The 22322-nt window shown below is 72.2% G+C and carries 24 protein-coding genes; 14 read left to right on the top strand and 10 right to left on the bottom strand.

Going from position 1 to position 22322, the window contains the following annotated elements; genetic code table 11:
• The first annotated feature begins 16 nt into the window (after positions 1-16).
• On the top strand, positions 17-1615 hold the full coding sequence (locus tag UW392_RS40575; protein ID WP_320780275.1) for a Na+/H+ antiporter: 1599 nt from the start codon (positions 17-19) through the stop codon (positions 1613-1615).
• A 4-nt stretch (positions 1616-1619) separates the two neighbouring features.
• Here UW392_RS40575 and UW392_RS40570 read toward each other — a convergent pair whose 3' ends face one another.
• The 3 genes from UW392_RS40570 to UW392_RS40560 form a co-directional block, all read right to left on the bottom strand.
• Positions 1620-2546 (bottom strand): 1-aminocyclopropane-1-carboxylate deaminase/D-cysteine desulfhydrase, encoded by a 927-nt coding sequence (locus UW392_RS40570; RefSeq protein ID WP_320780274.1) that lies wholly within the window; start codon positions 2544-2546, stop codon positions 1620-1622.
• Between the two features lie 65 nt (positions 2547-2611).
• Positions 2612-3202 carry an N-acetylmuramoyl-L-alanine amidase gene (locus UW392_RS40565; protein ID WP_320780273.1) on the bottom strand — a complete coding sequence of 197 codons (591 nt, stop codon included), beginning with the start codon at positions 3200-3202 and terminating at the stop codon, positions 2612-2614.
• 155 nt (positions 3203-3357) lie between these two features.
• Positions 3358-3591 (bottom strand): hypothetical protein, encoded by a 234-nt coding sequence (locus UW392_RS40560; protein ID WP_320780272.1) that lies wholly within the window; start codon positions 3589-3591, stop codon positions 3358-3360.
• Between the two features lie 322 nt (positions 3592-3913).
• Here UW392_RS40560 and UW392_RS40555 point away from each other — a divergent pair, with 322 nt between their 5' ends.
• Entirely contained in the window at positions 3914-5320 is a 1407-nt protein-coding gene (locus UW392_RS40555; protein WP_320780271.1) for a family 2B encapsulin nanocompartment shell protein, read from the top strand.
• Positions 5321-5405: 85 nt separating this feature from the next.
• On the top strand, positions 5406-6581 hold the full coding sequence (locus UW392_RS40550; RefSeq protein ID WP_320780270.1) for a family 2 encapsulin nanocompartment cargo protein polyprenyl transferase: 1176 nt from the start codon (positions 5406-5408) through the stop codon (positions 6579-6581).
• 140 nt (positions 6582-6721) lie between these two features.
• Here the strand turns inward: UW392_RS40550 and sodN are convergent, their stop codons facing one another.
• On the bottom strand, positions 6722-7117 hold the full coding sequence (gene sodN / locus UW392_RS40545) for a superoxide dismutase, Ni (protein WP_189215194.1): 396 nt from the start codon (positions 7115-7117) through the stop codon (positions 6722-6724).
• 145 nt (positions 7118-7262) lie between these two features.
• On the opposite strand from sodN, the gene sodX reads away from it, so the two are divergent.
• Entirely contained in the window at positions 7263-7697 is a 435-nt protein-coding gene (sodX, locus tag UW392_RS40540) for a nickel-type superoxide dismutase maturation protease (protein ID WP_320780313.1), read from the top strand.
• On the opposite strand, the gene UW392_RS40535 is transcribed toward sodX, so the two are convergent.
• A complete protein-coding gene (locus UW392_RS40535) occupies positions 7601-8230 on the bottom strand; it encodes a CGNR zinc finger domain-containing protein (RefSeq protein WP_320780269.1) in 630 nt (209 codons plus the stop codon). The genes sodX and UW392_RS40535 overlap by 97 nt on opposite strands.
• 140 nt (positions 8231-8370) lie before the next feature.
• Here UW392_RS40535 and UW392_RS40530 point away from each other — a divergent pair, with 140 nt between their 5' ends.
• Complete coding sequence (locus UW392_RS40530) at positions 8371-9138, top strand: class I SAM-dependent methyltransferase (protein WP_320780312.1); 768 nt, start codon at positions 8371-8373, stop codon at positions 9136-9138.
• Between the two features lie 74 nt (positions 9139-9212).
• Here the strand turns inward: UW392_RS40530 and UW392_RS40525 are convergent, their stop codons facing one another.
• Genes UW392_RS40525 through UW392_RS40515 form a run of 3 tightly spaced genes read right to left on the bottom strand, consistent with a single transcriptional unit; the run spans position 9213 to position 11934 of the window.
• On the bottom strand, positions 9213-9998 hold the full coding sequence (locus UW392_RS40525) for an amino acid ABC transporter ATP-binding protein (protein WP_320780268.1): 786 nt from the start codon (positions 9996-9998) through the stop codon (positions 9213-9215).
• Positions 9995-10936: an amino acid ABC transporter permease gene (locus tag UW392_RS40520; protein WP_320780267.1), complete on the bottom strand. Its 942-nt coding sequence runs from the start codon at positions 10934-10936 to the stop codon at positions 9995-9997. Before UW392_RS40520 ends, UW392_RS40525 begins: the two co-directional genes overlap by 4 nt.
• Positions 10937-10968: 32 nt before the next feature.
• On the bottom strand, positions 10969-11934 hold the full coding sequence (locus UW392_RS40515) for an ABC transporter substrate-binding protein (RefSeq protein ID WP_320780266.1): 966 nt from the start codon (positions 11932-11934) through the stop codon (positions 10969-10971).
• A 622-nt stretch (positions 11935-12556) separates the two neighbouring features.
• Here UW392_RS40515 and UW392_RS40510 point away from each other — a divergent pair.
• From UW392_RS40510 to UW392_RS40495, 4 genes are all read left to right on the top strand, one after another.
• Positions 12557-13783, top strand: coding sequence for an NADP-dependent malic enzyme (locus UW392_RS40510; protein ID WP_320780265.1), 1227 nt, complete (start codon positions 12557-12559; stop codon positions 13781-13783).
• 253 nt (positions 13784-14036) lie between these two features.
• Positions 14037-15002 (top strand): zinc-binding dehydrogenase, encoded by a 966-nt coding sequence (locus UW392_RS40505; RefSeq protein WP_320780264.1) that lies wholly within the window; start codon positions 14037-14039, stop codon positions 15000-15002.
• A gap of 150 nt (positions 15003-15152) precedes the next feature.
• On the top strand, positions 15153-15362 hold the full coding sequence (locus UW392_RS40500) for a helix-turn-helix domain-containing protein (RefSeq protein WP_320780263.1): 210 nt from the start codon (positions 15153-15155) through the stop codon (positions 15360-15362).
• Positions 15362-15931, top strand: coding sequence for a Clp protease N-terminal domain-containing protein (locus UW392_RS40495; protein WP_320780262.1), 570 nt, complete (start codon positions 15362-15364; stop codon positions 15929-15931). The genes UW392_RS40500 and UW392_RS40495 overlap by 1 nt, the downstream gene beginning before the upstream one ends.
• Before the next feature lie 54 nt (positions 15932-15985).
• Here the strand turns inward: UW392_RS40495 and UW392_RS40490 are convergent, their stop codons facing one another.
• Both UW392_RS40490 and UW392_RS40485 read right to left on the bottom strand, forming a co-directional pair.
• The gene (locus UW392_RS40490) at positions 15986-17038 is read right to left on the bottom strand and encodes a PadR family transcriptional regulator (RefSeq protein ID WP_320780261.1); all 1053 of its coding nucleotides are present in this window, start codon (positions 17036-17038) and stop codon (positions 15986-15988) included.
• A gap of 1 nt (position 17039) precedes the next feature.
• Complete coding sequence (locus tag UW392_RS40485; RefSeq protein ID WP_320780311.1) at positions 17040-17954, bottom strand: DUF4097 family beta strand repeat-containing protein; 915 nt, start codon at positions 17952-17954, stop codon at positions 17040-17042.
• A gap of 191 nt (positions 17955-18145) precedes the next feature.
• Here UW392_RS40485 and UW392_RS40480 point away from each other — a divergent pair, with 191 nt between their 5' ends.
• The 5 genes from UW392_RS40480 to UW392_RS40460 all read left to right on the top strand — a co-directional run.
• Positions 18146-18328: a DUF6104 family protein gene (locus UW392_RS40480; protein ID WP_320780260.1), complete on the top strand. Its 183-nt coding sequence runs from the start codon at positions 18146-18148 to the stop codon at positions 18326-18328.
• A gap of 143 nt (positions 18329-18471) precedes the next feature.
• The gene (locus UW392_RS40475; RefSeq protein ID WP_320780259.1) at positions 18472-18882 is read left to right on the top strand and encodes a CU044_2847 family protein; all 411 of its coding nucleotides are present in this window, start codon (positions 18472-18474) and stop codon (positions 18880-18882) included.
• The gene (locus UW392_RS40470; RefSeq protein WP_320780258.1) at positions 18879-20957 is read left to right on the top strand and encodes a trypsin-like peptidase domain-containing protein; all 2079 of its coding nucleotides are present in this window, start codon (positions 18879-18881) and stop codon (positions 20955-20957) included. The genes UW392_RS40475 and UW392_RS40470 overlap by 4 nt, the downstream gene beginning before the upstream one ends.
• A gap of 157 nt (positions 20958-21114) precedes the next feature.
• The gene (locus UW392_RS40465; RefSeq protein ID WP_320780310.1) at positions 21115-22131 is read left to right on the top strand and encodes a MoxR family ATPase; all 1017 of its coding nucleotides are present in this window, start codon (positions 21115-21117) and stop codon (positions 22129-22131) included.
• Between the two features lie 7 nt (positions 22132-22138).
• A partial coding sequence (locus UW392_RS40460) for a hypothetical protein (protein ID WP_320780257.1) occupies positions 22139-22322 on the top strand: 184 nt, incomplete at its 3' end.

Genomic DNA, 22322 nt, shown 5'->3' with positions numbered 1-22322 from the left:
GGAAGGGGCCCGTGTCATGCCGGTACTGCCCTTGCTGTTGCTGGTCGCGGGCAGTGCCGCGGTCGCCGGAGCGGCCCGTCGCGCACCGGTGCCGGCCCCGTTGGTGCTCGTCGCGGTGGGGCTGGTCGTCTCGTTCGTGCCCGGGGTGCCCGCGTCCTACGAGCTGGACCCGCACGTCTTCCTGCCGCTGCTCCTCCCCCCGCTGCTGTACACGGCGGCCATCGACAGCTCCTACCTCGGCCTGCGGGCCGCACTGCGGCCCGTGGCGCTGCTGTCGGTCGGCTACGTCCTGTTCGCGGCCCTCGCCGTCGGCTGGGTCGCCCACCTGCTCGTGCCCGGACTGCCGCTGACCGCCGCCCTGGTGCTCGGGGCGGTGGTGGCGCCGCCGGACGCGGTCGCGGCGACCGCCGTGGCACGCCGGGTGGGGCTGCCGTCCCGGGTCACCACGATCCTGCAGGGCGAGTCCCTGCTGAACGACGCGACCGCGATCACCGCGTACCGCGTGGCCCTGGCGGCCGCGGTCGGCGAGGGGGCGACCTGGGCGGGCGGCATCGGCGAGTTCGCCGTGGCGGCGCTGGGCGGCATCGCGGCCGGGCTGCTGCTGATGGTGCCGCTCCACTGGCTGCGCATCCGGCTGAAGGAACCGCTTCTGCAAAACACCCTCTCCCTGCTGATCCCGTTCGTCGCCTACGGCTTCGCCGAGTGGGTGCACGCCTCCGGAGTGCTCGCCGTGGTGGTCGTGGGCCTCTACCTGGGACACCGCAACTGGCAGGTCGACTTCGCGACCCGGCTCCAGGAGGCCGCGGTGTGGCGGATGATCGCCTTCCTGCTGGAGTCGTCGGTGTTCGCACTCATCGGGCTGCAACTGAAGGTCGTCCTGGAGGGGCTGGGGGAGCACGAGGGCGCGCGGGCCGCCTGGTACGCCGTGGTGGTCTTCCTGGTGGTGGTCGCCTCCCGGTTCCTGTGGGTCTACCCGTCGGCCTTCGTGCCCCGGCTCCTGTCGGCACGCATCAGGGAGCGGGAGGAGAACCCCGGCTGGAAGAGGCCGTTCGTCGTCGCCTGGGCCGGTATGCGGGGCGTGGTGTCCCTCGCCATCGCCTTCTCGATCCCGGTGACGGTGCACGGGGGCGAGCCCTTCCCCGAACGCAACCTCCTGCTGTTCCTCACCTTCACGACGGTGATCGGCACCCTGGTCCTGCAGGGGGTGACCCTGCCGCCGCTGATCCGGCTGCTCGGTCTTCCCGGACGCGACCCGCAGGCCGAGACCCTCGCCGAGGCCAACGCCCAGGCCCAGGCCTCCCTGGCCGCCGAGCAGCGCCTGGAGGAACTGCTCGCGGACGAGCGCAACGCACTGCCGCCACCACTGGCCGACCGGCTGCGCATGGTGCTGGAGAGGCGCCGCAACGCGGTGTGGGAGCGGCTCGGCACGGCCAACCCCGTGACGGGGGAGAGCGTCGACGACACGTACCGCAGGCTCGCGCGCGCGTTGATCGGCGCCGAGCGGGCGGTCTTCGTGGAGCTGCGGGACGCCCGGTACATCGACGACGAGATGCTGCGGACGCTGCTGCGCAGGCTCGACCTGGAGGAGGCGGCGGCCTACCGGGAGACGGTCTAGCCGACTAGCCGAACGGTGTCCCCGTGATGACGGCCGCGACGGTCCTGCCGCGGGGGAAGGCGCCCTCCCCGGCGAGCGTGACGAGTGCGTACAGCGCCTTCGCCACGTAGAGACGCTCGACCGGCAGGCCGTGCCGCTGCTCGAAGTCCGCGGCGAAGGCGTCCAGCGCGGGCGTGGTCCGCGCGTAGCCGCCGAAGTGGAAGCGCTCGTCGAGGGACCAGTCGCCGCGCGGGCCGCCGAACGCCCGCTGCTGGAGGGCGCGTATCTCGTCGGCCAGGAAGCCGCCCTTCAGCACGGGCACGCCGAGGACGCGCCGGCCGGCGCCGAGCCCCGCGGCGAGGCCCGCGAGGGTGCCACCGGTGCCGCAGGCGAGGGCGACGACGTCCGCGTGGTCGCGCAGCTCCTCGCCGAGCCGTCGGCAGCCGCGTACGGCCAGGGCGTTGCTGCCGCCCTCGGGGACCACGTGGGCGTCCTCGGCGCCCACGGCCCGGAGGATGCCGGAGAGCGTCCCGGGCTCGGTCTTGCGGCGGTACGCCGACCGCTCGACGAAGTGCAGCCGCATGCCGTCCGCCGCGCACCGCGCCAGTGACGGGTTGAGCGGACGTCCGGCCAGCTCCTGGCCCCGCACCACGCCCACCGTGGGCAGGCTGAGGAGACGGCCCGCGGCGGCCGTGGCCCGCAGGTGGTTGGAGTACGCGCCGCCGAAGGTGACGACGGTGCGCCCCGCGGCGGCCTCCAGGTTCGGCGCGAGCTTGCGCCACTTGTTGCCGACCAGCTCGGGGTGGATGAGGTCGTCCCGCTTCAGCACCAGCCGCACCCCGTGCCGCCCGAACCGCTCGTCCACGACCTCGTGCAGGGGCGACGGCAGCCGCGGTGCCAGGGCGGTGAGGGAGGGACGGCCGGGGTGGTTCACCCGTTCATTGTCGGACATGAGGGCCCCGGCCGCCGGGGTGGTGCCCTCATGCCCCGTCCGTTCTCCCGTGTACTCCCGCGTCGCTACTTCAGCCGGGCGTGGATGCGCTCCCTCATCGAGGCCATCGTGAAGCCCCGCGGGTCCACCTTGCCCGGCTGCCATTCCAGGTGCCCGATCACCGATCGGGCCGTCCAGCCGTGATGGCGGCAGATCGCGGCGGAGACCCGCTCGATGGCGGTCAGCTGCACCTCGGGCCACGGGTCCTCGCCGTCGCCGAGGTTCTCGCACTCGAAACCGTAGAAGTGACGGTTGCCGTCCGTGTTCGCCTCGTTGTCCAGGGGGAGGGCCTTCTCGGCGATCACGGCCCTCAGGACGTCGTCGTCGCCCAGCCCCGCGTGGTTGGCGCGGCCGTAGCCGACGAGGTGGACGCGGCCGTCCTTGGTGATGACGCCGTGGCACAGCGGGCCGGGCAGGCCCGAGTAGCCGTCCCGGCAGATACGGATCGTCCGGTCGCTGCCCGAGGTCACCGTGTGGTGGATCATCACGCCGTGCATCGGGCCCCAGGGGCCCGCGTGATTGCGGTTGTGCTGCTGCCAGTCCCCGACTCCGAGGACGGTGACGCCCTCGGCTCTGAGGGCACTGAGGAATCTGCCCGCGGACATGGGTGGGGCCATGACCGCCTCCTTCGCGCTGCGCGACGACCGCCGGTCGCGGCCGCCTCGTACCGCGCTTGTACCGCAACGCGGAGGCGCGAACGCGCCGTTCCCGCGATGCGTTACCCGAAGAGGTAGCGACCCGGTGGAAGCGGACCCGCGCGCGGGCACGGCGGTCAGGAGCGCAGGAAGCCGTCCCCGTTGGTGGCGATGTGGGACTCCAGTGCCTGGAGTGCCTGCTGGGTGGCGGCGGGGGAGCCGCTGCCGCGCTGCTCCGCGTAGTACGCCGCGCCCAGCCTCTTCAGCAGGTCGCCACCGGCGCGCTGGGCCTGCACCTCGTCGAGCTTCTGCTTGCCCTGCGTGAGGCCGCGCTGGGCCTGTTCCTTGGCGCGGTCCAGGAATCCTGCCATGTCCGTCTCCTGTCGTCTTCCGGTGAACACCGGTCGGGATCGGTCGAAAGGATCGTCACCGCGACAAACGGACGGCCGGATCTTGAAGTTCCCGCTCTGCCGCACCGCCTTGCTCCGACCGTCACATCCGTCCCGACCGTCCGCCCCGAGGGCTCGTCCGGCCCGCTCCGGCGTCGGCGGGGCCTCAGTCTGCCCAGGAGCCGGAAGATCCAGTCCCGCTCGTTCGTGTGATAGCACCGGCTCGATCCGTGCTGGAAGGCTGGTCCGCGCGATCGGCGCACGACCGCGCGAGATCAGTGCACGACCGGAGAGGCGTTCCGATATGTCGGTAGGCGAAGAGGTCCGCACGGAGCCGGAGAAGCCGCAGCAGAGTCTCGGCACCTCTGCTGCACGGAACCTGGCCACGACCACCAAGTCCGTCCCCCAGATGCAGGAGATCAGCTCGCGCTGGCTGCTGCGCATGCTCCCGTGGGTCGACGTGCAGGGCGGCACGTACCGGGTGAACCGGCGGCTCAGCTACGCGGTCGGCGACGGCCGCGTCACGTTCGTGAAGACCGGTGACCAGGTCACCGTGATCCCCGCGGAGCTCGGCGAGCTGCCGGCCCTGCGGGGGTACGACGACAGGGAGGTACTGGACGAGCTCGCCCGGCGCTGCGAACAGCGCGAGTTCCGGCCCGGGGCGGTGATCGCCGAGTTCGGCAGCCCCGCGGAGGAGGTCTTCCTGCTCGCCCACGGCAAGGTGGAGAAGGTCGGCACCGGCCCCTACGGGGACGACGCGGTCCTCGGGGTGCTCGCCGACGGCGCCTACTTCGGGGACCAGGCGCTCCTCGACCCGGAGGCCATCTGGGAGAACACCGCCCGCGCCGTCACCGCGTGCACCGTCCTCGTGCTGCCCCGCCGGTCCGTCGAGCAGGTGGCGGAGCGCTCCGCGTCGCTGCGCGACCACCTGGAGAGCCGGCGGGCCCTGCCCGAGCAGCGCACCAACAAGTACGGCGAGAAGGAGATCGAGCTCGCGGCCGGCCACACCGGTGAGCCGGACATCCCGCACACGTTCGTCGACTACGAGGGCGCGCCGCGCGAGTACGAGCTGAGCGTCGCCCAGACCGTGCTGCGCGTCCACACCCGCGTGGCCGACCTCTACAACAAGCCCATGAACCAGACGGAGCAGCAGCTCCGGCTGACCGTGGAGGCGCTGAAGGAGCGGCAGGAGCACGAGCTCGTCAACAACCGGGAGTTCGGGCTGCTCAGCAACTGCGAGTACGACCAGCGGATCCAGCCGCACGACGGCGTACCGGGCCCCGACGACATGGACGAGCTGCTCACCCGCAGGCGCGCGTCCAAGCTGTTCCTCGCCCACCCGCGCGCGATCGCCGCGTTCGGCCGCGAGTGCAACAAGCGCGGGCTGGTGCCGGAGAGCATCGACGTCGGGGGCAACCGCATCCCCGCCTGGCGTGGCGTGCCGATCTTCCCGTGCAACAAGATCCCGGTCACCGACGCCAGGACGACGTCCATCATCTGCATGCGCACCGGCGAGGAGGACCAGGGTGTGGTCGGGCTGCGGCAGTCGGGCATCCCGGACGAGATCGAGCCGAGCCTGTCCGTGCGCTTCATGGGCATCAACGAACAGGCGATCATCAAGTACCTCGTGACGGCCTACTACTCGGCGGCCGTCCTGGTGCCCGACGCGCTCGGCGTCCTGGAGAACGTCGAGATCGGCCGCTGGGGGTGACCGGCCGCCGGGCCGGGTACACCCTGGGGGTACGCGCCCAGTGACCGCGGAAACGCCACCGTCCGCAGACTCTCCAAGGTGACGCATGGGTGAGTTCATGACGGGAACGCAGCAGAGCCGGACCGATCCATCGAAAGGGCGGAACCCCATCACGAGTTCCTTAGGCCCGACGAGCCCGACGAGCCCGACAGGCGCGACGGGCCCGACCGGTCCGGCAGTTCCGACGGAGGTGCCTGCGCCCTCCGCGGCGCAGGAGGCGGCCGGGATACTGGAGCGGGCCCGGGCGTCGGTCGACCCCGAGCTGCGCCGGGCCGTCGGGACGCTGCCGGGTCCGGTGCGGCGGGTCGCGCGCTACCACTTCGGCTGGGAGCACGCGGACGGCAGTGAGGCGACGGGCGACGGGGGCAAGGCGATCCGTCCGGCGCTCGTCCTGGCCGCGGTCACGGCGCTCGGCGGGCCGCAGCCCGCCGCCGTGCCGGCCGCCGCGGCCGTGGAGCTGATCCACAACTTCACCCTGCTGCACGACGACGTCATGGACCGGGACGCCACCCGCAGGCACCGGCCCACCGCGTGGACGGTGTTCGGTGACGCCGCCGCCATCCTCGCCGGGGACGCCCTCCAGGCCCTGGCCCAGCGGCTGCTCGCCGAGGACACCCACCCGGCGTCCTCGGCATCGGCCGCCCGGCTCGCCGTCTGCGTCGTCGAACTGTGCGCGGGCCAGCAGGTGGACACGGCGCTCGAGGGCACCGGCCCCGACGAGGTCACCCTCGAGGAGGTACTCGCCATGGCGGAGGCCAAGACGGGCGCGCTGCTGGGGTGCGCCTGCGCGCTGGGCGGGCTGTACGCGGGAGCGGGGGAGGAGGACGTCGAGGCGCTGGACGCGTTCGGCCGGGAGGCCGGGCTCGCCTTCCAGCTCATCGACGACGTGATCGGCATCTGGGGGGACCCGGGCCGCACCGGCAAACCGGCCGGGTCGGATCTGGTGGCCCGCAAGAAGTCGCTCCCCGTCGTGGCCGCGCTCGCCTCGGGCACCCCCGCGGCGGACGAGCTCGCCGCGCTCTACGGGCTGCCGTACGAGGACGGTGACCTGGAGCGCACCGCGCTCGCCGTGGAGCGGGCGGGCGGCCGGGACTGGGCGCAGTCGCAGGCGGCCGACCACATGGCCCGGGCGATGCACGCGCTGTCCCGTGCCGTCCCCGACCCGGAGGCGGCGGGCGAGCTCCTCGCGCTGGCGGAGTTCGTGACGCGGCGCAGCAACTGAGCGACCGGGCGTGTGACGGAGCCGTGCGGGGGAGACAGACGGCGAGGGGCCCGGCCGGAACACCGGCCGGGCCCCTGCCCGGCTGTCCGCGTGACCCGCGAGGGTGCACCACTCGCAGGTGTCGCGGGACAGGACCCGGATCAGGCCTTCTTGGTCTCCCAGAAGATCTTGTCGATCTGGGCGATGTAGTCCAGCGCCTTCTGGCCGGTCGCCGGGTCGGTCGACGCCTTCGCGGCCGACAGGGCCTTGAGGGTGTCGTTGACCAGCTGGTGCAGCTCCGGGTACTTCTCGAAGTGCGGCGGCTTGAAGTAGTCGCTCCACAGCACGGAGACGTGGTGCTTCGCGAGCTCGGCGCGCTGCTCCTTGATGATGGTGGCGCGCGTCTGGAAGTGCGGGTCGTCGTTGGCCGCCATCTTCTCCTGGGTGGCCTTCACCGACTCCGCCTCGATGCGGGCCTGGGCCGGGTCGTACACACCGCAGGGCAGGTCGCAGTGGGCGCTGACCTTGACCTTCGGGGCAAACAGGCGGGAAAGCATGCAGCTGTCCTTCCTCGTGATCGTCTTCTCAGGTGCGACATTACTCCGTGGGGGACGCGTTTTGGCGGGTGCCCCCGAGGGCTTAGGACAAAAGTCCCGCGTCAGACTGGGACTGGTGGAGGAACGGACCGGGGAGGTGCCGGGGATGCCGGAGCTGTCGCAGGAGACCGAGCGCGCGAGGGGCCTGCTGCCCTTCGGGGTGGCGGAGGTCACCGGCCCGTCCATGGTCCCCACGCTGCGCCACGGGGACCGGCTCCTCGTCCACTACGGGGCGCGCGTGCGGGCCGGCGACGTGGTCGTGCTGCGGCACCCCTTCCAGCAGGACCTGCTCGTCGTGAAGCGGGCCGCCGAGCGCCGCGAGGGCGGCTGGTGGGTGCTCGGCGACAATCCCTACGCGGGCGGCGACAGCACCGACTACGGCACGGTGCCCGAGGACCTCGTCGTCGGCACGGTGCGCCTCAGGTACCGGCCGCGGGTCGGCGGTCAGCTCTCGCCGCTGGCCTTCGTCCGCTGGCTGCTCTCGGCGGTGCGGCCCGTGCTCGCCGGCCGGTCGGCCTCGAGGCGCTTGCGGGCCCGGTAGGCGGCCACGTTGGCGCGGGTCGCGCAGCGGTCCGAGCAGTAGCGCCGGGAGCGGTTGGTGGACGTGTCCAGGTAGGCGTTGCGGCACGGCGCCGCCTCGCACAGGCCGAGCCGGTCCACGCCGTACTCGGTGAGGTGGAAGGCCAGCCCCATGGAGGCGATGGCGGCGTACCCGGCGGTCGCGTTCGAGGGGTGGTCCGCCAGGTGCATGTGCCACAGCGGGCGCCCGTCGTCGTCCCGGAAGTCGTGGCCGGAGATCTGCGGACTGACCGGGAACTCCAGCAGGAGTGAGTTGAGCAGGTCCACGGCGAGGGTCTCGTCCCCGCCGTCCGCGGCCTCGAAGACGGCGCGCAGCCGGCCCCGCACCGAGCGGAAGCGGGTCACGTCGGCGTCGGTGGCGCGGCGGGCCGCCGACCGGTTGCCCCCGAAGAGGTCGCGGACGGCCTCCACGGAGGTGAGCGTGTCCGTGCCCCGGACCGGCTCCTCGGTGTTGACGAGACGGACGGCGTAATCCGAGTAATAGGCCAGTTCCACTTGTAGTCCTTACGAGGTGGCTCTATCGTCGTGCGTACGAGGCAAGTAACGGCTGATCGTGCTTTCAGGGTATTACGCGGCCCGGTGTGTCCGTGCGGGCCGCGCTGACGGCGCGGCCGGCGCCGACGGAAGGGCTCGCATTGACCACCTCCACCCGTCCCAGCGGAACCGACTGGCGCGCCTGGCAGGAGAGCTGGGACCGGCAGCAGGAGTGGTACCTGCCGGACCGCGAGGAGCGGTTCCGGGTGATGCTGGACATGGTCGAGGCCCTCGTCGGCACCGCGCCCCGGATCCTCGACCTCGCCTGCGGTACGGGAAGTATCACGGCCAGGGCGCTGGCCCGGTTCCCGGAGGCGAGCAGCACCGGCGTCGACCTCGACCCGGCCCTCCTCACGATCGCCGGGGGCACCTTCGCGGGTGACCCCCGGGTCTCGCTCGTGACGGCCGACCTCACCGACCCGGACTGGGTGACGCGGCTGCCGTACGGCGCGTACGACGCGGTGCTGACCGCGACCGCCCTGCACTGGCTGCGCGCCGAACCCCTCGCGGCCCTCTACGGCCAGGTCGCGGACCTCGTCCGGGACGGCGGGGTCTTCCTGAACGCGGACCACATGCCCGACCCGGCCACGCCCCGGATCGACGCGGCCGAGAGCGCGCAGCGGCACGCCCGCATGGACGAGGCCAGGAAGAACGGTGCTCTCGACTGGAAGGAGTGGTGGCGGCTCGCCGCCGAGGACCCGGTCCTCGCCGGGCCGACCGCCCGCCGCTTCGAGATCTACGGCGACCACGCGGACGGCGAGACGCCGCCGGCGGCCTGGCACGCGCGCGTCCTGCGGGAGAAGGGGTTCGCCGAGGCGCGCCCGGTGTGGAGCTCGCCGTCGGACACGATGGTGCTGGCCCTGAAGTAACGCCCGGGCGGCCCCGGGGCCCGTGTGCGGAAGGGGCGGTACGGCAGGCCGTACCGCCCCTTCCCGTACGCGTCTCAGAGCACCTTCGACAGGAACGACTGCGTGCGCTCCTGCTGTGGGTTCGTCAGGACGTCGCGCGGGCTGCCGGACTCGACGACCACACCGCCGTCCATGAAGACGAGGCTGTCGCCGACCTCGCGGGCGAAGCCCATCTCGTGGGTGACGACCACCATCGTCATGCCGGACTCGGCGAGGTCGCGCATGACGTCGAGGACGTCACCGACCAGCTCCGGGTCGAGCGCCGAGGTCGGCTCGTCGAAGAGCATCAGCTTCGGGTCCATCGCCAGCGCCCGGGCGATCGCCACGCGCTGCTGCTGGCCGCCGGAGAGCTGGGAGGGGTAGCTGCCGGCCTTGTCGGCGAGGCCGACCCGCTCCAGCAACTGCTGGGCCCGCTCCCTGGCCGCGCCCCTGCTCACGCCCTTGACCTGGACCGGCGCCTCCATGACGTTCTCCACGGCCGTCATGTGCGGGAACAGGTTGAAGCGCTGGAAGACCATGCCGATGTCCCGGCGCTTCAGGGCCACCTCGCTGTCCTTGAGCTCGTACAGCTTGTCGCCCTTCTGGCGGTAGCCGACCAGCTCCCCGTCGACGTACAGACGCCCGGCGTTGATCTTCTCGAGGTGGTTGATACACCTCAGGAAGGTGGACTTGCCGGAGCCGGACGGGCCGATGAGGCAGAACACCTCGCCGGTCCGCACCTCGAGGTCGATGCCCTTGAGGACCTCGACGGCCCCGAAGGACTTGTGCACGCCCTCGGCCTTCACCATGGCGGGGGAGGCGGTGGGGGAGGTCTGCGTCATGCCGTGACTCCCTTCGGGCGGCGGGTGGGGAGGACGGCGGTCCGCAGGCGCTGCAGCGGCGTCGGCGGCAGCGTGCGGCTCGCACCGCGGGCGTAGTACCGCTCGATGTAGTACTGCCCGACGCTGAGCAGCGAGGTCATGATCAGGTACCAGGCGGCGGCGAGGAAGTACATCTCCACCACGGAGCCCGCGTTCTGGCCGATGTCCTGGGCCTGTTTGAACAGCTCGGCGAACTGCACCGCCGAGACGAGCGAGGTCGTCTTCAGCATGTTGATGACCTCGTTGCCCGTGGGCGGCACGATCACGCGCATCGCCTGCGGGATCACGATCCGGCGCAGCGTCTTCGCCTGGCTCATGCCGAGCGCGTGCGACGCCTCGGTCTGCCCCTCGTCGACGGAGAGCAGACCGGCGCGGCAGATCTCGGCCATGTACGCGGCCTCGTTGAGCCCGAGGCCCAGCAGCGCGGTGAGCAGCGGCGTCATGAACGACGCCCAGTAGTCCTTGTAGAACGGGCCGAGGTTGATGTACTCGAAGACCAGGCCCAGGTTGAACCAGACGAACAGCTGCACCAGGACCGGTGTGCCGCGGAAGAACCAGATGTAGAACCAGGCGATCGACGAGGTCACCGGGTTCTTCGACAGGCGCATCACGGCGAGCACGATGCCGCCCACGATGCCGATCAGCATCGAGAGCACGGTGAGCAGCAGGGTGTTCCAGACGCCGTCGAGGATGCGGTCGTCGAAGAAGTACTCGGGGATCGCGTTCCAGTTGATCCTGCCCTGCGCGAAGGCGTAGACGACCGCGCCCAGCAGGGCCAGTGCGACAGCCGCGGACACGTACCGCCCCGGGTGCCGGACCGGGACGGCCTTGATGGCCTCCGGTCCGGCGGGGGGCGTCGGACCGACGGGACCGTCCGTCTTGTTGACGTCAACAGTCATGGAGGGTGCCTCTCAGCGAATCGGCCGGCCGGTCACGAACCGCCGTTGATCTTCGCCTCGGTGACCGCGCCGTCCGCGACGCCCCACTTCTCGACGATCTTCTTGTACTCGCCGTTGTCGATGATCGCCTGGACGGCCTCCTGCAGCGCGTCACGCAGCTCCGCCTTGTTCTTGGCCACGGCGATGCCGTACGGGCCCGCCTCGACCTGGTCGCCGACGATCTCGTAGTACGCGCCGTCGCCGGCGTTCTTCACCGAGTACGCCGCGATCGGGAAGTCCGCGGAGACGACGTCCGCGCCCTTGGACCGCATACGGGCCTCGGCCTCGGGGTTGGTGGGGAAGTCCTCGATCTTGAGGGCCCCCGCACCGTCGTCCGTGCACTTCTTCGCCTGGTCCTTGGCGAGGTCGTGGGAGAAGGTGTTGCGCTGTACGGCCATCGTCTTGCCGCAGAGGTCGTCCCAGGTCTTGATCCCCTGGTCGGCGCCCTTGTTGGTGTAGAGCGAGACGCCCGCGGTGAAGTAGTCGACGAAGTCGACGCCCTCGCCGATCTTCTTGCCGGTGTCGCCGTCGACGCCCTCCTGGCGGTCCTTGGTGTCGGTCATGGCCGACATGGCGATGTCGTAGCGGTTGGAGTTCAGACCGGTGATGAGGGTGTCGAACGTGGCGTTCTGGAACTCGAACTCCACACCCAGCTGCTCGCCCAGCGCCTCGGCGATGTCGGGGTCGATGCCGACCACGTTGCCGGACTCGTCCTTGAACTCGACCGGTGCGTACGCGATGTCCGAACCGACCTTGATCACACCCTTGTTACGGATGTCCGCGGGCAGCTTGTCGGCGAGCGGCGCCGAGTTCGCCTTGCTGCTCCCCGACTCGCCGGCGTCGTCCTTGGTCTGGTCACCGCAGCCGGTGAGCAGCAGGGCGCCGGCGACCGCGAGCGCGCCGACCGCGGCTGTCCGGGAGCGCATGGCGGTCGTGCGACGGGTGTTGCCTGCGGTCATGGTGGTGTCCTCCGGCGGGGTGGATGAGGGATGCCGAACGGTTGCGTCGTGGGGTCGACGACGGCAGACGTCCGTGGGGTCGACGACAGCACACGTCCTCGGGCGCCGCGACCTAGTGTGATTACGGCATCTTGCCATTCGGACTGAGGCGTTCAGGCGATCCGATATGTCAAAATCGGATAACGGGCCACCCCGAACCGCCGCAGGTCGGTCCATCCCGACCGGACCTTGTGCGGGAATCCCTGCTTCCGGCCGGAGGATCTCCGGTGAATCCCCCTGTGCGGCAGACCGCGCGGTCGGTCACGAGTTCCGTACGTGTGCTGCTGTTGTGGCACTTGTCACGGACCTGTCCATGAATTCGGCATATCCAGCCATGAGGGCCGTCACCGGCGCGTGACCTTCGTGTTATGGACTCGTCGCCGATGCCGTCCGTCCGGTAAGAAGGTTCTTCACACCCCTCATCCGGGGCTCAGGGCGCGTGTGCGGCGCGCCCGTCGCGCGTGCTCGTACGTATCGGCCATCCGCCCGTGCGTATCGACCCACTGGGCACCGCGCGGTCCCATCCACCCCCTGATCGGGAGTGGTTACCCTCAAACCGTGAATACTTAAGGGGTAAAACAAAGTGGCAGCGGAGATTGTCAATCCTCGCACCGAAAACAGCACCGACGGTCGGGAGGGCGGGGCCGAGCCCCTGGATTCCTTCGACCCGGCCTTCGCCCTGCACCGGGGCGGAAAAATGGCCGTGCAGGCCACCGTTCCCGTCCGCGACAAGGACGACCTGTCCCTCGCCTACACGCCCGGCGTCGCCCGCGTGTGCACCGCGATCGCGGAGCAGCCGGAACTCGTCCACGACTACACCTGGAAGTCCTCCGTCGTCGCCGTGGTGACGGACGGCACGGCGGTGCTGGGGCTCGGGGACATCGGCCCGCAGGCGTCCCTGCCCGTGATGGAGGGCAAGGCGATCCTGTTCAAGCAGTTCGGCGGCGTCGACGCCGTGCCGATCGCGCTGGACTGCACGGACACCGACGAGATCGTGGAGACCGTGGTCCGGCTGGCGCCGTCGTTCGGCGGGGTCAACCTGGAGGACATCTCGGCGCCCCGGTGCTTCGAGATCGAGCGCCGGCTCCAGGAGCGGCTGGACATCCCGGTCTTCCACGACGACCAGCACGGCACGGCGGTCGTGACGCTGGCCGCGCTGCGGAACGCCGCGCGGCTGTCCGGGCGGGAGCTGGGCGACCTCCGGGCGGTGATCTCGGGCGCGGGCGCCGCCGGGGTGGCCATCGCCAAGATGCTGCTCGGGGCCGGTATCGGGGACGTCGCGGTCGCGGACCGCAAGGGCGTCGTGTCGGCGGACCGGGAGGACCTCACGCCGGTCAAGCGGGAGATCGCCGAACTCACCAACCGGGCCGGGCTGTCGGGGTCACTGGAGTCGGCGCTCGCGGGCGCGGACGTCTTCATCGGGGTGTCCGGCGGTACGGTGCCGGAGCCGGCGGTGGCGTCGATGGCCGCGGGGGCGTTCGTCTTCGCCATGGCCAACCCCAACCCCGAGGTGCACCCCGAGGTGGCGCACAAGTACGCGGCGGTCGTCGCCACCGGGCGCTCCGACTTCCCGAACCAGATCAACAACGTGCTGGCGTTCCCCGGCATCTTCGCGGGGGCGCTCCAGGTGCGGGCCTCCCGGATCACCGAGGGCATGAAGATCGCTGCGGCGGAGGCCCTGGCGGCGGTCGTCGGGGACGAGCTGGCCGCGGACTACGTGATCCCGTCGCCGTTCGACGAGCGGGTGGCGCCGGCGGTCACGGCGGCGGTGGCGGCGGCGGCCCGGGCCGAAGGAGTGGCTCGCCGTTGAGCCGTTGCGGAGTCGCTGGTGACGGCTCGCCGTTGCCGACTCTCCGCTGACGGCTCGCCGTCGCAGGCTGCGCCGCTCGGCCGTCGCAGGCTGCGCCGCTCGGCCGGTGCCGGTGCCGGTGGGTTGGCTGAGCCGCGTGTTCCGGGTTCCGTCCGTGGTGTGGGCGGGACCCGGCCTTTTTGTGCGGGCGCGGGGCGCGTGTCACGGGGGCGTACGGTTCCGGTGGGTGGGGCGGAGCCCTAGGGTCGGGGCCATGTTCGCTGCCTACGCTGCTCGTATCGATCGTGACGAGCCCCTGCGGGGGTTGGAGTTGGGGGAGCGGCCGGCTCCCGTGGACCGGCCCGGCTGGACGACCGTGAGGGTGAGGGCGGCCTCGCTCAACCATCACGACCTGTGGTCGCTCAGGGGTGTCGGGCTCGGTGAGGACAAGCTGCCGATGATCCTCGGGTGCGACGCGGCGGGTGTCGACGAGGACGGCAACGAGGTCGTGGTGCACTCGGTGATCGGGCAGAGCGGTCACGGGGTGGAGGCCGACGAACCGCGGTCCATCCTGACCGAGCGGTACCAGGGCACGTTCGCCGAGGCGGTGTCGGTGCCGCGGTGGAACGTCCTGCCGAAGCCCGCGGAACTCTCGTTCGAGGAGGCCGCCTGCCTGCCCACCGCATGGCTGACGGCGTACCGCATGCTGTTCACCAACGCGGGGGTGCGGCCCGGGGACTCGGTGCTGGTGCAGGGTGCGGGTGGTGGTGTCGCCACGGCCGCCATCGTGCTGGGTACGGCGGCCGGGCTGCGCGTCTTCGCCACCAGCCGGGACGGGGCGAAGCGCGAGCGGGCCGTGCGGCTCGGCGCCGTGGAGGCGCTGGAGCCGGGTGCGCGGCTGCCGCGGCGCGTCGACGCCGTCATCGAGACGGTGGGCGCCGCGACCTGGTCCCACTCCGTGAAGTCGCTGCGCCCCGGCGGCACCCTCGTCATCTCGGGGGCCACCAGCGGCGACCGGCCCTCCCATGCCGAGCTGACCCGCATCTTCTTCCTGGAGCTGAAGGTGGTCGGCTCCACGATGGGCACGAAGGACGAGCTGGAGGACCTGCTCTCCTTCTGCGCGGCCACGGGGGTGCGGCCCGTCATCGACCAGGTGCTGCCGCTGGACCGGGCGCGAGAGGGCTTCGAACGGATGGCGGCCGGTGAGGTCTTCGGGAAGGTCGTGCTGGCGGGTTCCTGAGGGGCGGAGGGGACGGCGGGTTCGGGGCTTGTCGGCTCCGGGCCCGCCGTCGGTGCGTTCGGATGTCGTCGCTGTCGCTGTCGCTGTCGCTGTCGCCGTTGTTGTCAACCAAGGTTGACGCGGGATGTGGTGTCAACCTAAGTTGACACCATGACCGAAGCGAAGGATCTCGCCGAGCGCGCGGGCGACCGCGATCCGCGGGTCGGGCTGCGGGCCGTCGCCGCCCTGCGGCGGCTGCTGGAGCAGCTGGAGGCGGTGCAGGTGCGCAGCGCGCGTCGGCAGGGCTGGTCGTGGCAGGAGATCGCCGCGGAGCTCGGGGTGAGCAGGCAGGCCGTGCACAAGAAACACGGGAGGCAGTGATGTTCGAACGGTTCACGAAGGACGCCCGCGCCGTCGTCCTCGGCGCGGTCGACCACGCCGAGCGGTCGCACGCGGCCCTGGTGGACGAGGAGCACCTGCTGCTCGCCCTGCTGGACCGGGAGGCGAGCCGTGCCGCTTTCGTCCTGGCGTCCCTCGGGGTGTCCGGCCGGTGCGACTCCGTGGAGCGCGCCCTGGCCGAGGTGCGGCGCCGCGGCGGTTTGTCCCGTGCCGAGGCCGAGGCGCTCTCCGGGCTCGGGATCGACCTGACGGAGGTCGTCTCCCGGGTCGAGGAGACGCACGGGGCGGGCGCGCTGGAGACCGGCGGGAGGGGGAGGGGCGGCCGGAGCGGGCGGTGGTCCGGGCACCGGCCCTTCACCCGGGGCGCCAAGGACCTGCTGACCCAGGCCCTCCGTGTCGCCACCGCCCGCCGGGACCGCCGCATCGGGGACGAGCACGTCCTGCTGGCCCTCACCGCCCGCCCGGGGATCGCCGCGGAGGTCCTCGCCGACCACGGGGTCACGTACGAGGCCGTGGAGCGCGTGCTGGGGAGCGGGGAAAAGGAGGGCTGAAGGGCCGGGGGTGCTCGCACGGGCGTGGCACCCCCGGCCCCCCTCCCGCCGGCCTCACCCCTTGGGCGTCCGCAGGGTGGCCTTGATGTGGGCCGCCGTCGTCGCGAGGTGGTGGCGGGCGTCCTGGAGCTGGTCCCCCGTGATGCCGTGGTCGCGGGCCGTGTCGCGGATGTCGTCGCGGAAGCGGTCCAGGAGGCGGTCCAGGTCGCGGGCGGGTTCGCCGGTGGAGGGTTCGTGCGTCCAGGCGGGTTCGTACGCGCCGGGGAAGTCCTCCGGGGTGGTGGCGTACTCGGGCTCAGCCGTGGCCGTGCGGTGCTCCTTGCCGGGCGACGCCTCCGTGTGGCCGAAGCCGAACTCCTTGCCGAAGTCGCCGAACTCCTTGGCCAGCTCGGTGATGCCCTCCCGTACGCCGGTCGGCCAGTCGCCCTGGGTGAAGTGGTGCTGGACCTGGTCCTGGACGCGCTTGGCGAGACGCTGCAGCTCCTCCTGGGCCTGGCCGCGGGCCCAGTCCTGCGCCTCCTTGGCCTGGCGCCGGGCGCGCTGGGCCTCCTCGCGGGCCCGCCGGCTCTCGTCCTTGGCGCGCCGGGCCTGTTCCTTCCATTCCTGTCGCACCCGCCGCATCTCCTCCTTCGCCGCGTGCCAGGCGTCCTTGTCCGTGGGCTCCGTGCCGGGGTCGCCCGCCGTAGGGCCGTGCTCCGCGGTGCCGGGACGGGAGCCGTTCCGGGTCTCCGAGGCGGCCGCGCGCATCTCGCGGCGCAGATCGCCGGCCGCGCCCCGGACGTCGGCGCGGATCTCCGCGGCCAGTTCGGCCACCGACTCGTGGATCTCCAGCTCGAGGTCGGCCAGCTCGCCCCGTCGCTCGGCCAGTTCCGCGCGGCCCGCGTCCGTGATGGCGTACACCTTGCGGCCGCCCTCGGTGGTGTGGGTGACCAGCCCCTCGGTCTCCAGCTTGGCCAGGCGCGGGTAGACGGTGCCCGCCGAGGGCGCGTACAGGCCCTGGAAGCGCTCCTCCAGGAGGCGGATCACCTCGTAGCCGTGGCGCGGGGCCTCGTCCAGCAGCTTGAGCAGGTACAGGCGGAGGCGTCCGTGGGCGAAGACGGGGGGCATGTCAGAGCACCTTCTTGTCGGTCGGGCCTTCGGACGCGGCGTCTGCGGACGTGGTGGGTGCGGCCTCCGGAGCCGTGTCCCAGGGGGTGTCCTCCCCGGACGGCCCGCGCAGGAGGGCGATGGAACCCGAGACGGTCGTCGCCTTCAGGCGGCCCGTGCCCGCGCCCAGGCGGCCGGTGATCCGGTGGGCGCCCCAGGCGCCGTGCATCTTGAGGTCGTCGAAGGCGCTGGAGATCTTCCCGCTCGCCGTGTGCGCCTCGACCTCGGCGTCCGGGAGGTGGGGGAGGCGGATGGCGATCTCGCCGGAGACGCTGGTGAGACCGACGTCCGTGGGGCGGCCCTTCGGGTCGAGGTCGAGGACGACGGAACCGGTCACCGAGTCCGCCTTCACGGTGGGGGAGGACCCCTCGACGACGGTCAGGTCGCCGGAGACGGAGCTCAGCCGCAGGTCACCGGTGACGGCCTGGGCCTCCACGGCGCCCGAGACGGTGGTCGCGCGGACCGGGCCGGACAGGCCCACCAGGGTCGTGTCGCCGGTGACGCCCTTGATCTCGGTGCGCCCGTCCATCCCGGAGACGACGGCGGTGGCGCCGACCGCGCCCACCTCGACGCGCGTACGGGCCGGGACGGAGAGCGTCACCAGGGCGGTGCGGTGCCAGCTCCTGCGGTCGAGCCACTTGCGGTCGAGCCACTTCACGAAGTCCTTCCCGGGAAGGTCCTCGTACGCCACGGTCAGCGTGCCGTCCTCGTGCGTCACCGTCAGGGGCGGGCCCTCGACGCCGGACACCTCCAGGCGGGCGGGGCCCTCGTCGGTGCCCACGACGTTGACCGTTCCGTTGACGACGCGCACGTGGAGTGTCGTCACGGGGTCGTCGAACGTGAGCTTGCGCGGCTCGGTGACGGACCACTCGGACATGGTGCTGGCCTCCTCGGCGGGGCGGGCGGGCATCGGAAACACCCTGGGAAGACGAGCCATATCGCGTCTTCCGTCATTCACGATATATCTCGGTGGTGCGAAGTCAAGGCGGGAGACGCGGAACGGTGTCGTGGCGGGTGCTTAAGCTGTCCGTGGAAGCAGGATCACGGACGCACGCAGGAGAGCACCCCATGTACTTCACCGACCGCGGCATCGAGGAACTGGAGAAGCGGCGGGGCGAGGAGGAGGTCACCTTCGAGTGGCTCGCCGAGCAGTTGCGTACCTTCGTGGACCTGAACCCCGACTTCGAGGTGCCGGTCGAGCGGCTGGCGACGTGGCTCGCGCGCATGGACGACGACCTCGACGACGAGTGAGCGGGAGCCGCTCCCCGGCCCGGCTCCGGCCGCGTCGACCGCGGCCCCTCCCCCTCGGCCCGGTCCGGAGTTAGCCTTCTTCCCCACTGCGTCGGGGGAGCTTCCCGGAACGGGGGAGCCGCGCGTGACGGACGGGGGATGCCGTGGGAAGCGCGATCGAACGGGTACGGCTCGACGACGGCACCGTCGTCTGGGCCAGGATCGGCGTGGCGGACGAGGCCGCGCTGGAGCGGGGCGGCTACCAGGACACCGGCGTCGGCGACCGGGTCATCGACATGGCGGGCGGCCTCTCGGACACGGTCGGTGGTGTCGTGCGCTCCCTGCGCGCCGGGCTGCACCCCACGGCGTCCGTGGAGGTGTCCGTGAGCTTCGGCATCGAACTGTCGGCGCAGGCGGGGAAGATCGTGAGCGCCATCGCGGGGGCCGGCGGCCAGGCGTCGTTGTCGGTGTCCCTGACCTGGACCGAGAGCGCCGGCGCGGGCGACGCGGCGGGTCCCGGGACCCGGGACGGCGCGGACGCCCGGTCCGGGCCGTCGGCTCCCGGCGCACGATGAGTGCCCTGGAAGAGATGGTGCGCCCCTCGCTCGCACGCATCGTGGCCCCGGGCGACGGGTATGGACGGGACCGTGACCAGTACTGGGGGAGCGCGTTCTTCGTCGCGCCGGGGTGGCTGCTGACCTGCGCCCATGTCGTGGGAAAGGGGGGAGACGCCGTGTGGCGGAGCGGGAACGCCGTGGGTGTCACCTGGCAGGGCGGCACCACCACCGGCGAGGTGGTCCTCGCCAAGCCGCGGCCCGAGGCGCCGGACACCGGCGGCAGCCGCTGGCAGTTCCCGGACATCGCGCTGGTCAGGGTGCGTGACGCAGACGACGCGCGGTGCGTCTGGCTGAGCGACCGCGCACCGGCCATACCGGCCCGCGTCGGCCTGCATGGCTGGTCGCGCGAGACCGGCGACCTCGGCATGCGGCACGGCCTGGGAGAGGCCGAGGCGCTGGACGGCAAGGCGCTGCTGCTCAGCGGCAGCCTGCCGGTCGAGGGCGTCTCCGGCGGCCCGGTGATCGACCTGCGGTACGGCGCCGTCATCGGCCTGAACAAGGGCCGGGGCCGGAACGAGGGAGCGGCCGTCCCGATCACCGCGCTGCGTGAGCTGTTCGACGTCCGGGGCGGTGACGTCCTCCACTCGGTCGTCCGCGCACACGATCTGCACCATCTGGCACGCTTCACCGACGCGTCGTCGGACGCGGACTGGACCAGAGCGCAGACGGCGCTGCGCGGTCCCGGCGCCGCGGGACTCGCTCCGGCCCTGCGCGTCCACCTCTACGGCCATTTCGCACACCTGCCCCCGCCCGGCGGACCGGGTGAGGTCATGCACCTCGTGCACGAGGTGCAGTCCCGTGTGATGCACGAGGAGTACCGGTCACCGATCCCGCACGACCCGCGGACCTGGCGCGAGGGCGCCGGCCTGCTGCACGGACTGCGCGACCGCGGCGAGGAGGGGCGCGGACCGGGGCCCGACGTCAACGCCGTCCTGCTGTACGCGGCGAAGGTGGCCCGGCACACCGTGACGGAGCGCCGGGACGAGGTGGAATACGAGCGGCTGCGGGCGTTCACCGCGTGGGTGAGGGAGCAGGCCACCCTGCACGCGCACGGGGCGATCCGTGAGGAGATCGGCACGCTGTTCGACCGCCTCCCCGACGGTCCGCCCGGAACGGCGGTGCCGCCCGCTCCCCGGCCGGAGGCGTCGGGCGGAGCCCCGGCGGACGTGCTCGTCACGGTGGGCGAGCCGGTCTACGGCGAGCGCTATCCGCTGAGCGTCAGACTCCTGTACGACGGCCGGGACGTCACCCCGGTCTACACGGACGACACCGGCGTACGCCGTCACGAGCTGCACCAGCGGCTGAGGGAGCCGCTGGCCGAGGCGCTGCGTCTGGGCGACCGCGGGGAACACCTGGCCGCGGTCGAGTTCTTCCTGCCGCGCCGGCTGTTCGACCTGCCGCTGGACGACTGGCGGCTCGTCCCCGGCGAGGACGGCGACGACGGCGACGACTTCTTCGACGAACAGTCCATGCCGCTCGGCCTGCGCAGGACCGTGGTCATCCGTGACCTCAGACGCAGCACCCGGCCGCCCAGCCCCGAATGGCGCAGACGGTGGAAGGGCACGGAACACAGCCCGCTGTCCCTCGTGCCGTTGCGCGGTGAGGCCACCGCCGACGACCACCCGGAAGGCGGACGCCGGGAGGGCAGGGTCGCCGCGTACGGCCGGCTGTCGGCCATGGACGACGGCTGTGTCCCCGTCTTCTGCGGCCCGGTCGGCAGCGGTGACGGCTTCGAGGCCATGGCCGCGGCGCTCGCCGCCGGGCACCCCCTGGTGCTGTGGCGCAGGGACGGCCACGACCACGCGGACTGCCGGGGGTTCCACCGGCAGTCCGCCCGCCTGGTGGGATCGGCGGGCCGGGCGCAGCGGCTGCACGGTCCGGTCCGCGAACTGCGCATCAGGGTCTCCGACCCCGACACCGCCCGGGCCGAAGAGCTCACGGGCAAGATCGCTGTGCTCTTCGACCCGCCGGGACGCCCGCCGCACCGGACGGAGACCATGGCTCCGCCCCCCGTGGCCGCGCCCGACCTCTGAGGGCCCATGACAACTGACCAGCGCCGCAAGGGAGTTCGTCGGGTCGTGGGCGTGCCGGGCACCCTGGAAACCCGGCAGGCCCGGCCGGGCGGCGGTAACGTCGTACGTCGAACGGCCGTGCCCACTGCATGATCACCGGAGCCGGGAGGAGCCCATGGTGAACGAGTGGCGGATCTACCGCGGAGTGGGACAGCCGCACGACGGTCTGCGGAGACTGCCCCCGCCACCTCCCTGGCGCGACTTCGAGGAGGCCCGACGCGGCGCCGAGTCCGGCCCGGACGACCCGAGCAGCGCACGCCGGCTCGGTGTACGGCGACGGCTGGTGGAGAACTACGCACCCCGCCCCGCCGAGGTCGACGCCGTCAACGCGGCCCTCTACCTGCGTCGTCCGCTCCTCGTCACCGGCAACCCCGGCACCGGCAAGTCCACCCTCGCCTACGCGGTCGCCCACGAGCTCGGTCTGGGCCGCGTGCTGCGCTGGCCGATCGTCAGCCGGACCACCCTGCAGGACGGCCTGTACCGCTACGACGCCATCGGCCGCCTCCAGGACGTCCAGCTGGAGCGGGCCCAGGGCGCCGACGGAGCAGCCACGACGCCGTCCGCCATCGGGTCGTACATCCGGCTGGGACCGCTCGGCACCGCCCTGCTGCCCGCGGAGACGCCCCGCGTCCTGCTGATCGACGAACTCGACAAGAGCGACCTCGACCTCCCCAACGACCTGCTGAACATCCTGGAGGAAGGCGAGTTCGGCATCCCCGAGCTGGAGCGCCTGGCCGACCGCGAGCCCGTCGTCGAGGTGCTCACCCACGACGGCCGGCGGGCGGCCGTCCACGGCGGGCGCGTCGCCTGCGGCGTCTTCCCGGTGATCATCCTGACGTCCAACGGCGAGCGTGACTTCCCCGCGCCCCTCCTGCGGCGCTGCGTCCAGCTCGAACTGGAGCCGCCCGGCGAGGAGCAGCTCACCGCCATGGTCGAGGCGCACCTCGGAGACGAGAGCGCCGAGGCCGGACGCGACCTGATCGACCGGTTCCTCGACCGCGAACCCGGCGAGGTGCTGGCCGCGGACCAACTGCTCAACGCCCTCTTCCTCACCCAGCACGCACGGAGCACCGAGCGCCTGACCCGGGACCGGATCGCGGACATGCTCATGCAGCCACTCGACCGTTCGAGGTGATGGCCGGATGCAGGACATGCATCTGGGTGAACTGATCGGCAGGCTGCGCCGCGGTGGTCTCGACCCCGGCGCCGAGGAGCTGGCGGACGCCCTGTGGCTGGCCCGGCTGCTGGGCACGGAAGCGCCGCGCGACGCTGCGGACCGGCTCCCGCACCGGCCGTCCGGCCCGCCCGCGGACCCGTCCGGCCCGC

Source organism: Streptomyces sp. CRN 30 (assembly GCF_034105845.1).
Note: the sequence above shows the minus strand (reverse complement) of the source record. Positions and strands in the feature narration are given on the sequence as shown.